The organism is Bacillus sp. FJAT-27245, from assembly GCF_001273955.1.
Taxonomy (GTDB): domain Bacteria; phylum Bacillota; class Bacilli; order Bacillales; family Cytobacillaceae; genus Bacillus_D.
The window spans coordinates 4,087,115-4,098,775 of sequence record NZ_LIGI01000001.1; the positions used below are offsets into that span (position 1 = coordinate 4,087,115).

5 protein-coding genes are annotated in these 11,661 nt (G+C 43.0%); 2 read left to right on the forward strand and 3 right to left on the reverse strand.

Annotation, left to right across the window (positions count from 1 at the left end):
• The first annotated feature begins 113 nt into the window (after window positions 1-113).
• Together ADU24_RS20110 and ADU24_RS23425 are read left to right on the forward strand one after the other, a co-directional pair.
• The gene (locus ADU24_RS20110) at window positions 114-4,457 is read left to right on the forward strand and encodes a S8 family serine peptidase (RefSeq protein ID WP_053368306.1); all 4,344 of its coding nucleotides are present in this window, start codon (window positions 114-116) and stop codon (window positions 4,455-4,457) included.
• A 104-nt stretch (window positions 4,458-4,561) separates the two neighbouring features.
• Complete coding sequence (locus tag ADU24_RS23425; RefSeq protein ID WP_197277539.1) at window positions 4,562-6,322, forward strand: Ig-like domain-containing protein; 1,761 nt, start codon at window positions 4,562-4,564, stop codon at window positions 6,320-6,322.
• Between the two features lie 207 nt (window positions 6,323-6,529).
• Here the strand turns inward: ADU24_RS23425 and ADU24_RS20120 are convergent, their stop codons facing one another.
• From ADU24_RS20120 to ADU24_RS20130, 3 genes are all read right to left on the reverse strand, one after another.
• Complete coding sequence (locus tag ADU24_RS20120; protein WP_053368308.1) at window positions 6,530-8,842, reverse strand: bifunctional 2',3'-cyclic-nucleotide 2'-phosphodiesterase/3'-nucleotidase; 2,313 nt, start codon at window positions 8,840-8,842, stop codon at window positions 6,530-6,532.
• 189 nt (window positions 8,843-9,031) lie between these two features.
• A complete protein-coding gene (locus tag ADU24_RS20125; protein WP_156324648.1) occupies window positions 9,032-10,327 on the reverse strand; it encodes a hypothetical protein in 1,296 nt (431 codons plus the stop codon).
• 249 nt (window positions 10,328-10,576) lie between these two features.
• Entirely contained in the window at window positions 10,577-11,386 is an 810-nt protein-coding gene (locus tag ADU24_RS20130) for a hypothetical protein (protein WP_053368310.1), read from the reverse strand.
• Window positions 11,387-11,661: the final 275 nt, after the last annotated feature.

Genomic DNA, 11,661 nt, shown 5'->3' on the forward strand with positions numbered 1-11,661 from the left:
ACCAGGCAAAATTTACAAATAACGACATAAACCTGGTTTTTTCATGAAAGGGGGACAAAATCTATCATTTTTCTTTAATATTACTTTTAAAAACTATTTTAGGAGGGAAAACGGTGGAGAAATTAAGAAAATTTAGAAGGGGTCTTATTATTTCGCTCGTATTTATGCTTGCCTTTTCGAGCGGATTATTTGGCGCGGTTTCTGCAAAAGCAGAGTCCGTATCCTCCCCTGATTTTGAGAAGTTCAGGAAACTTTCCGAACAAGTGGCACATCCTTCAGAACAATACAATGATGAAGATGAAGTAAGGGTTATTGTTGAACTCGAGGGAGACCCGGCGATTTTATTCGCAACTCAAAAAGGCCTTCGCTATAAGGACCTTTCCGTTTCCCAAAAAGGTCAGCTGCAGGAACAAATTAAAGATGAGCAGTCCGACTTTTTAACAGAATTAAACTCAAAATCTATCGATCTTCAAATTGAGAACACGTTTACAACTGTTGCCAACGGTGTTAGCGGTATCATGAAGTTTAAGGATATTGAGGAGTTGGCGAAGATTCCTTTAGTTTCCTCGGTACATATTGCCAACCGGTATGAGAGGCCGGAGGAAAAACCTGAAATGGTTACAAGTAAGGATCAGGTCGGAGCAAAGCAGACATGGGATGTTGGCTATAAAGGAAATGGCACAGTAGTTGCAATTATTGATACTGGAATCGATCCTTCACACAAGGATATGGTTCTTTCAAAAGATACAGTACCAAAATTAAGCGAAGCCAGTGTTAATGAAGCGGGAACCGCACACAATCTCCCTGGAAAGTATTTCACGGCTAAAGTACCATATGGTTACAATTACGCCGATAAAAATACCAATATTCTAGACTTGGGTTCTGATGCTTCCATGCACGGAATGCATGTTGCCGGTACAGTGGGAGCAAATGGTGATGAGCAAAACGGAGGACTTCAAGGTGTAGCCCCAGAAGCTCAGCTTTTGGCCATGAAGGTGTTTGGAAATGATTCTGAAATGCCTTCTACATTCGGCGACATCTATATCAAAGCAATCGATGACGCAATCAAGCTTGGCGCTGATGTTATGAACATGAGCCTTGGATCGACAGCTTCATTCGTAAGTGCTGACAGCCCTGAACAGCAGGCTATTAAACGGGCGGTCGACAATGGCGTATTGATGGCTATTTCAGCTGGAAACTCTGCACGTTTTGCGGAAGGTTATGGTAATCCCTTTGCTTCAAATCCTGACATAGGGGTTGTGGGGGCCCCAGGATTAACGGCGGAATCCATTTCAGTTGCCTCGATTGAAAATACTCATATCCAATTGGACGAAATGGATGTTGTTGTTGGGGAAGAGACTCTTCATGTGGCCTATAAGCGCCAGTCTACCCCTCTACCATTGGATGTATTTGGAAAGAACCAAAAGGATGTAGTCTATGTAGCGGATGGACAGCCTGACAAATATGCAGGCAAGGATGTTAGAGGAAAAATTACATTTGTTGTCCGCACAGGCGATTTTAATTTTGGCATGATCCAAAAGCAAGCAGAAGCCGCCGGGGCTGCGGGAGTTATTGTTAGGGGACTTCCAGCCCATGGGGATTATGTAAGCATGGCTCTTCAAAGCCCTACCATTCCAATGGTTACGCTTAGCCTTGAAGATGCAGCTTTACTGGAGGCTAAATTTAAAGCATCCGGCAATGTTGGAAAAGTGACATTCACAGGAAAAACAAAAGCGGTTGTAAATAAGACGGGCGGAAAAATGTCTGCATTCACATCTTGGGGTACTACTCCAAACCTGGACTTCAAGCCTGAACTTACAGCTCCAGGCGGCCAGATTTTTTCTACCCTGAACAACGACAAATATGGCTTAATGAGCGGTACGTCAATGGCAGCTCCGCATGTTGCCGGAGGTTCCGCACTGGTATTACAGCGTGTAAACGAGGCGTTCCCGCAATTGGAAGGCTCCGCTAAAGTTAAGATGGCAAAAAACCTCCTGATGAATACAGCAGTTCCGGTAAAGGAGGCTGCAACATATTATTCTCCTAGGCGCCAGGGTGCGGGAATCATGCAACTGCATGCCGCGGTCTCGACTCCTGTTTATGTAACAGAAAAGGCCTCAGGTGATCCGAAGGTAGTCCTAAAGGAGATTAAGGACGATGTTTTCACCTTCACACTAACTGCAACTAACTTTGGGACAAAGGATGCCAAGTACAAAGTTGATACAACTGTTTTAAGAGATACAGTTGCTTCTGGATTCAATCTAGTTACAGCAACCGTAATCAATGATGTGGCTGTCCATACTCCTGAAATTACTGTTCCTGCAGGATCAACCAGAGATATTATCATCTCGATTGATCTATCAAATGCAAAGGCACAACTCGAACAATTGATGGCAAACGGTTATTTTGTTGAAGGCTTTGTCCGATTGCTAAATACTTCCGAAGATGATTCTCTATCGGATCTTTCAGTACCATTCATGGGATTCAAGGGTGACTGGAACGCTCCTCCAATCATCGATGATATGTTTTACAAAACTACTTCTTATTATAAGTTTGCGCGCATGGTCAATGAAGGCGGTTTTTCTCTAGGCTACAACCCAATTGCTAAGGTTTATGATGAGAAAACCGTGGCTTTCTCGCCAAACGGTGATGGGGAAAGCGATAAAATCGCCCCAATTCTTTCCTTTTTGAGGAATAGTAAGACAGTTGAGTACAGTATTGTAGATGCCAATGGGACCCAATTGCGAAAGCTTCGTACCGATAATGACCAAAGGAAGAACTATTTTGACAGCGGAAGATCCCTCAGGTACACTTACAAACCTTCATTGACAGCCTGGGACGGCTTAATAAATAACAAACCGGCAGCGGATGGCACGTACTATTACCAAGTGAAGGCAACTATTGACTATCCTGGTAAGGAAGCTCAGGTATACAAATACCCTGTTATCCTGGACACTGTCGCTCCGGAAATATCCGATGTAATATACAATGCCGAGCTAAACAAGTTAACATTTAATACCGGCGATCAAAAAGGCAGCGGTATCGCATATTTGTCCGTCGTTATTGACGGCAAAGCAGAAACAAATATTGTTCCTACTACGGCTGCAATCGATTATAGCTTCAAATCAAAGGTTCCAGTAGGTGCAACAATTGAGGTTTTTGCATTTGATTACGCTGGAAATGTTGGCTACAACGCTATTAAAGGTGCTGGCGACAAAACAATACCATATATTACTGCTACCTCGCCTGAAGCTCTGGGTGTATTTAATACCCACATTGTACCAGTTTCAGGATATGTCAACGATTCCTCCGGAGTGGATCATTTAACACTTACAGGAGACCAGGTTGTAGGCTCTCCAGTAAGGATTCCACTGAAATGGAATGCAACAGAGAAAAGGTATGACTTTAATACTCAAATCCAGTTCACTGAGGATGGGGTCCATGACATCTTCGTTTCTGGTACCGATAGCGCTGGAAATAATATTGAATTTAGGCGCCAGGTTATCATTGATACCGAGGCTCCTACAATTGAATTGGTTGGGCTTCCTGCAAACGGATACGTCTCTGATGAAATTGACGAGCTTACCGTTAAAGCAAAAATCGGAGATAATTTCGATGAAATACGCGTCCTGCTAAACGGCAACGAGGAGTATACGCGTAGCTTCAGCCAACCATATATCAAGCGTGCGTTAAATGCAGAGGTTCCATTAAATCTTTCCCTAGAACATGGAAAAAATGAATTTGTGTTGGAAGCAGAAGACATTGCGGGCACTGTAACAACGAAGGTATTTACAATATACAAAGGCATGGAACCACCTGTCGGCCATATAACAGGCTTGACTGTCCAGCCTGGCGCTGATGTAAGCAAAAACCGTCCGGCGCTCATTACAGCGGAAGCAAATGTAGAGGTTGACTGGGATGTTGCAATCACAAATCCCGCGGGAGAGATAATCAATTTCCCTGCCGCAAGAGGCAAAACATTCGAAAGCACCTTTGTACCGGATGAATTAACCCTCAACGGCGAATATAAAGTAACTGCCATCGCATCAGTTGACGGCAAAGTCGCGGATGAGGAGGAAGTAAGCTTTACTGTTTACAACTACCCATTGCTGGTCCAAACAGTGGAGCTGTTGGACGCACAAGGTAACCGGGCAACAACTTTCAAACAAAGTGAAAAAGTTAAGATCAAAGCAAACGTCAGAAATCTTGGTCCGAATTCTGAGAGCCCATTAGTCATTATTCAAGTTAAGGACCATGAAGGCGCGGTTGTAAGCCTCCACTTCCTTTCAATAGATGAATTGGCAAATGGCGCGCGCAATGGCTTTGGGGTAGAATTGCCACTTAAGCATTACCAAAAAGGTTCCTATTCTGTTGAAGTTTATGTATGGGATAGCTGGACTAACCCTTCATCATTAGCAGAAGCAAAAAAAGACAGCGTGGTATTCAGTGTAGAATAATTTATAGGGCTGAGGAGGCACTCTGTAAAGAGCCGCCTCCCCCGGCTATTAAAAGAGGATTTTCTTCCTAATTATTCTTCAAAGGAAGTGAAGGGGTGAAATCAGTGAAAAAACAACTCTCCATACTTGTTGCAATCTTTTTCTTTTTGGCAGGAATAGTCTCCCCTGCGTATGCCGCCGAGACTACACTGGATGTGGCCTTGGATAAAGACAGCTACTTAGTGGGAAATACTGTAACTGTTAGCGGGACTGTCCTAGTGGATGGACAGCCTGGAAGAACAACCAATCCTACAATGGTAATAAAAGATTCAACTGGGAATCCAGCTGCTATATATCAGTGGAATCAAAATGAAATTGGAAATAACGGGTCTTTCTCGACTACATATAAAATTTCAAATGATGCGGAAACCGGGGTTTACTCTTTACAAGTGACTGCGCTTGGTAAGTCCGTAACAAAGGAATTTTCGGTTGAGAAAGCTTCGGTTCTTAGGGAAATAACCGTCTCCACTGATAAAGGGAAGTATAATCCTTCCAATTCAGTGGTCATCACAGGCACAGTGTCTTCGGACGGTTCACCTGCAATTGGAACGGATGTAACAATTACAGTCGAGAAAAATGGCGCTTCCGCTGCGCTGCAAGTGAAAACTGGCACGGATGGCCAATACGCCGCGGTTTACCAGCTCGGTGCCAATGCAGAAGCAGGAACATATACAGTAAATGCAACTTTTTCCGTCTACAAAGTTACTAATTCAACCAGTTTCATCGTTGACCTTCCTGCACCTCCGCCTGGGCCAGATCCAAAGCCAAATCCTGACCCAAAACCCGATCCTGATCCAAAACCAGGACCGGGACCGGATCCTGGACCAGGACCATCGCCTGGACCGGAACCAGGACCAGCACCTGGGCCGACACCGGGACCAGCGCCTGGACCGGCACCGGGACCAGCACCTGGGCCGACACCGGGACCAGCACCTGGGCCGGCACCGGGACCAGCACCAGCACCTGGGCCGGCACCAGGACCAGCGCCTGGACCGGGACCAGCTCCCGGACCAGTACCCGGACCAGTTCCTCCTACCCCAGTTTTAGTACCAATTGTCAATGAAGTAGGCGACAATGATACAGAAATTACTGGAGGGACTGAAATAGGTTATTCCATTCAAGTCAATATTGGCTTCAAAGTAATCGGAGCAGCAAGGGCAAATAGCGAAGGGAAGTTTTCTGTTTCAATACCAAAGCAAAAAGCTGGAACAATTCTTGAGGTCAGAGCTTTGGACAGTGAAGGTCAAAAGAGTGCTCCCGTAAAAGTCACTGTCAAAGACAAAACTGCTCCACTTGAACCAATAGTGAACAAAATTACCAATCAAGACAAAAAAATTACTGGTGAGGCCGAACCAGCTTCAACAATTTCTGTACTGCGAGAAAACGTTATACTAGGTAAAGGAAAGACCGACAAAAACGGAAAGTTTACTATTCCAATCCCAGCTCAAATACCTGGAACAATTTTAACAGTTTTTTCAACGGACCCATCCGGCAATAGCAGCGATTCAGTCATGATTGAAGTAGAGGCAATAAAGAAGGCAGAAGGTCCAGCTCCTAAAGTTTATTGGGATGGGGATTTACTAAAGAAAGGCCAGATTGGAAGAGTTACAATTGAAAAACCAATAAACCTTTGGAAACGTGAAGGAAATAAACTAGTCTTTGTCCGTGTATTAAAGCCTGGTGAGCGCTATCGAGTTTATAGCTATGATAATGCCCATGGCGGTCAATACGGACTAGGCTCAGGTTATTATGTAACAAACATGAAAGGCTATGTTAAGTATCAAACTCCATCAAAGGCAAAACTTAAAGAGTTAAATGGAAATTAATCCTCCTTACAAACGATAAAAGAATATTATTAAAAACAGGCTAAGAACATAGTGAATCACTATGTTCTTAGCCTGTTCTCATTTCTACCACACTTGTATTGAGTATTACTAAGATAATTCCTTCGTTTTTTTCAAAAGGATTTTCACTAATGTGTAATAGTAAGTAATTACCTCAAGTGCCAAACATGAAGAGAAGATTTAAATTCATTACTCTTCCCCTCTAAGTTCCTTCAATTTCGCTTTGGATGGGGTTTCGTATTTCACGTAGCCTTTCATGTTGGTTACATAGTAACCACCGCCAACTCCATACTGGCCGCCGTGGGCGCTATGGTAGCTGTATACGCGGTATGCTTCACCCGGTTTAAGAATGCGGACAAAGACGAGTTTATTGCCTTCAAGCTTCCAAAGGTTGATTGGCTTTTCAATTGATACCCGGCCAATCTGATTCGGCTTCAGGTAAGAACCTTTCCAATAAACCTTAGGGGCTGGCTTGGTTCCTGGAGTGTCACCAGGTTTGTTTCCTGGGTTATCACCAGGCTTGTTACCTGGGTTGTCACCAGGTTTTGTGTCCTTCAGAGCCGGCAGTGAAAGTTCATACTTCGCAAAACCAGTCTCAAGTGTTGATACGTATTTTACATCTCCGCCTTCAGCAAGATATTTCTGCGCTTTTGGTGAAGATTCAAACGTGACCTTCAGGCCGTCCTGATTCTTGATTGGCGCAAAGCTCCAATTGTTGTCGGCAGTTGGGTTAATTACCTTGGTTTCCTTGATGTAATCAATGATCACTTGGCGGTTTTCATCTGGTGAAGCAAGGGCGATTTCCTTATTGGCAGCCACTTTGATGCCATTTGCGCGATAGTTGTTTGTGGCAACAATGAACTCGGCATTTGGATTGATCGGCTTTCCGTCAAACAAAAGATTTTTAATACGGTTTGCATCAGGATTAACGATGTTTTGGTCCTTGTCGTATTTTGCAGGCTCAGTTACATCAACTTCATATGTTACACCGTCAATAATATCAAAATTGTAAGTTGGGAATGCATTGTTAACCAATTCCTGAACGCCAGCCGACTTTGGATTCAACTGGTTGAATTGGCCAGCAGACCATTCAAGCCATTCTTTAATATCGGAACCTGTTACTTTAACAGCGAATACAGTATTTGGATACAGATAAAGGTCAGCAACGTTTTTAATTGCGATGGTTCCCTTGTCCATATCAGTGTAATAATCAGCGCCTCCACGGCCACCCGCTTTGAATGGGGCACCTGCGGAGAGGACTGGAAGGTTTTCATACTTAGTGCCTTTCAATGCTTTCTCCACATACCATTTTTGGGCATTGGTCACAATCTGTATGGATGGATCATCTTTTATCAAAGCAAAGTAGCTGTTGATTGGCGCAGTCGTTTCGCCAACCGGTTTCCTTACATAGTCAACCGTTCCTTCGTGCTCCGCCTTGATTGCCGCTTCTACTTCTTTATCGCTCTCGGCTTTTGCAATGGAGCGCAATTCTGCTTTTGAATTGGTCACTTTCCATTTTCCATCGGTCTTGGAGATTTCAAGATCGATGACACCAAGGTTATCTCCCCAGGAACCTGGCATTGTAACGGGAATGCCGTTGATTGTCCCTTTTGCGTTATCGATTCCTTCCCCGTAATAGTTCGGCTTATCGCCGGCCATCGGGAATTTACTGTGCGAATGCCCTGTCAATACAGCATCGATACCAGGGATTTTTGTCAGGTTGATGGAGGCATTCTCTGTGTTTGTTCCAATTCCCGAGTGGGAAAGGACCACAATGACATCGGCACCATCAGCCTTCATTTTAGGAATGAAATCTTCAGCTGTTTTAACGATTTCTTTTGCAATAACTTTTCCTTCAAGATTTGCTTTATCCCAGGTCATGATTTGCGGCGGAACAAAACCAATTACCCCAACTTTAATCGTGTGCTTCTCGCCGTCGGTATCGGTAACTTCCCTGTCAAGAATCTTGTAAGGAGTGAAGTAGTTCTTGTCATTTGTTGGATCATTGTCTTTATCATCATGGTAAACGTTTGCATTAACGACCGGATATTTCGCATCATCGAGGACTTCATCAAGGAAATCCAGGCCATAGTTGAATTCATGGTTTCCAACTGTTGCCCCATCGTATTTTAGCAGATTGAGAAGCTTTACAGCCGGGTGCTCAACGCCATCAGCAAGCTTCTGCACGCCTTGCACATAATCGCCAAGCGGGCTTCCCTGAATCAGGTCGCCATTGTCAAATAAAAGGGTGTTCTGCTCTTCCGCACGGGCAGCCTTAATAAGCGTGGCTGTTTTAGAAAGCCCGAAAGCGTCCGTTGGCGCATCTTTAAAGTAATCATAGTTTACAAGATTTGTGTGAATATCCGTGGTTTCAAGAATACGGAGTTTCACAACGTCATTGCTTGCAGCTTCCGCATAGGCAACCGGTGATGCAGCCTGGGGCAAAATCAGCCCAAGCGCCAAGGTAGCGCTTACAAAAGCCTTCCTAGTTGACTTCTTCATCCTTCACATTCTCCCTTTCTTGCTATCCATGTAAGACAAATTTTGAAGCATTCTAATAGTATCACAGATAAGTAAATAAATGCACGCTTTACCTAAAAGTTACACTAAAATTACTGTTTCTTTATTTTAAAATAACAAAACGGGCATCAGCAAAGGCTGATAACCCGTTCTTGCAAGGGTATCGATTAACTATTGGTTTAGTTTCTCCGCCGGGATCATATAGAGATTTTCTAAATTCCTATAATAGAGATTTCCCATTCCATCCTGCACTATTTCGTACGCACCACTTTCAAGCAGGATGGTAACTGACATATCAACGGGATTGATTCTGAAGAGCCTGCCTTCCATCGTTCCGTACACAAAACCGTCCTTCCCGGTAAGGAGATTGGCATTGCTAAACCTTCCGGAAATTGCATTTAGTACTTTTACTGATCTAAATTTATTCAAATAAGGGTTATAGGCAAAAATTGTCCCATCTGCCGCTTCCCAAATGTCCCCATCCGGTCCTTTAATTAAAGACATGACCATCGTTGACCTGATGGGAAGGAAAAAGAACTCCTTTTCTTGCGGATTTGCCGGATTAAACCGAAAAAACTTCGCACTGAACTGGTCGCGCTGATAATTCGAGTGGATGGAAGTTCCGCCATAGATATATCCATCATCAGAAAGCAAAGAAATAATGCTTTGATTTGTTATAAAGTCCTCATATACTTTGTAGTCCCCGGTTGTCACATCATAGTCGAGAAGGAGACCGCCTTTGAGGGAGTCCTGTGCATACGTCCCCGCAAATAAATGGGTATTGTTGTAGCCCGCCATCGCTGTTATCCGTTCCTGGCTGTACTTATCGAGGGAAATCAATTCCTTGATGGATGACTGGTCCCATAACTCATTTGGAGTAATTTCAATCAGCCTCGCTTTTGGATAGGCTCCTCCATAGAGCTTCCCATTCATGACAATGCCGCTCTCAAGCTGGTTCACCCCGCCTAGTTGGACTCCTTTTCTTTCTATTGAGTCAAACTTCGTGAGCCCGCCTGTCATAAATCCATTTACGTAAATATGCCTCTCGTCCGGATCGGAAAATAACGTGTGAAGGTTAACAGGCTGTGAAGGCAAAATGGCTTTTCTTACCGGAGTAACACCGGAAAAAGGATTATAAAGAAAATAATTCCCTTCATTATCAATTAGTCCGGTAAGAATATTCCTGGACGGATTGTTTTTTAACTGGATAAAATCAAGGGATAACGCTGTCCGTTTTCTTGGAAGCCTTGCATTCGTATTTCGAATTTCCCCGGTACCTAGGTTATATGCATAGAAATTACCATCATACGTATAATAGAATTCATTCTTTTCAGGCTCTTTAGGCGAAAACCCGCGGGAATCAGCCACAAATTCCTGTATAAAAGCTCCATTTGAAAGCCTATATAGATTAGCTTTTTTGGAAGGATAAAATTTAACTGCAATAAGATCATCATCAATTCGTTTCATTTTTTCCGCATAAGATTCTGACTTAAAAACTTCTGAAAGAAGTGCGGTTTTTTTATCTAAACGAACATCCCATTGAAATAGTTCAGCCAAGGGCCCTGTACTTACATAAAGATGACTATCGTCCGCTTCAGCCAAGATTGATTTGGCAAATTGTTTGCCAAACGAAGCCGATCGAATAAATTCCCGCTGTCCAGTAAATTTGTTGAAAGCAAAAACAGAAGCTCCGTACGCTGTAGAGCCATATACATACTAGTGTGTAACAGCCAAATCCTGAATCGTGGTGTCCGCTGTTCCAACTAGCATATCCCCATGGTCTTTAAATTCATGAAGATTTGGGTTATAACTATAAAGGTGTCCCTTGCTGGTTCCCCCTACCCAGACAGTCCCGTTTTGATCAACTTCAATTGCCCAGGCACTGGTTGAATTCCCAAGTGAGAAAATGCTTTTAGTTTCATTCGTATTCACATCAACCACCGCTAAAGATGAAGGGGTTCCATGAAGAATAATATATAAAAAAGCATTCCCGCTTTGATCCATGCCCGCCCTTGAAGCAAGAGTGCTAAGGTTGGATACTTGCGGTCCAAGGTCATCGTGTTCTAATTTAGGCTTTTCAGGTATAACCACAACTGGAGGAGGAGTGCCTTCACTTCCCGGAGAAGGAGGCGGCGGAGCAGGCGTTTCTGGTTTCGGATTGGCACATCTTACAGCATTCAACTTTTGCTTGGACGCCGTCCTGTAGTCTATACGTTTATCACGCTTAACATAATATCCTCCACCAACCCCAAGGTACTCAGCCTTAAAATTATATATCCTATATATACTTTCCTTTTTTAAAATCTTATCAATTATCCACTCCCCATCAGTCAATTTATAAAGCGGGGTGTCATTTAAAATAAATAGTTTGCCAATTTGTCCCGGCTTCAATTCCACACCGTCCCAGTAGATTTTTTGACCTATTTTTATTCCTGAACAATCGAGTTCTAAAGCATTAGCTTGATTAATTGGAAATATATTAATAATCATAACAAAAACTATTAAAAGGAGAAAAAAACGTTTCATTTAAGGGAATCACTCCTATTATTGTTAAACTCGCACTTTTTCATTATAACAATAATTTGTAAAAAAATGAGGAATTTTCACAAGAATTAGGAGTTTGGGACTATTAAGAAAAGAGAGTTTTATGTATAAAATGCTCTCCTTTTATTCATTGCTATTGATTGAGAATCCTAAATATTATCCTTTTTACTTGAATGTCAAAAGTCCAGCAGTCCCAAGAGGCTAAAATTTCTCATTAATATTAAGGTATTTCTGACTAAGGTAATTATTTTAGTTAT

What these genes read in the sequence shown, in the direction of transcription:
- ADU24_RS20120 (WP_053368308.1), bottom strand. Translation starts at nt 8,842, where the DNA reads ATGAAGAAGTCAACTAGGAAGGCTTTTGTAAGCGCTACCTTGGCGCTT.
- ADU24_RS20125 (WP_156324648.1), bottom strand. Translation starts at nt 10,327, where the DNA reads ATGAAACGAATTGATGATGATCTTATTGCAGTTAAATTTTATCCTTCC.
- ADU24_RS20130 (WP_053368310.1), bottom strand. Translation starts at nt 11,386, where the DNA reads ATGAAACGTTTTTTTCTCCTTTTAATAGTTTTTGTTATGATTATTAAT.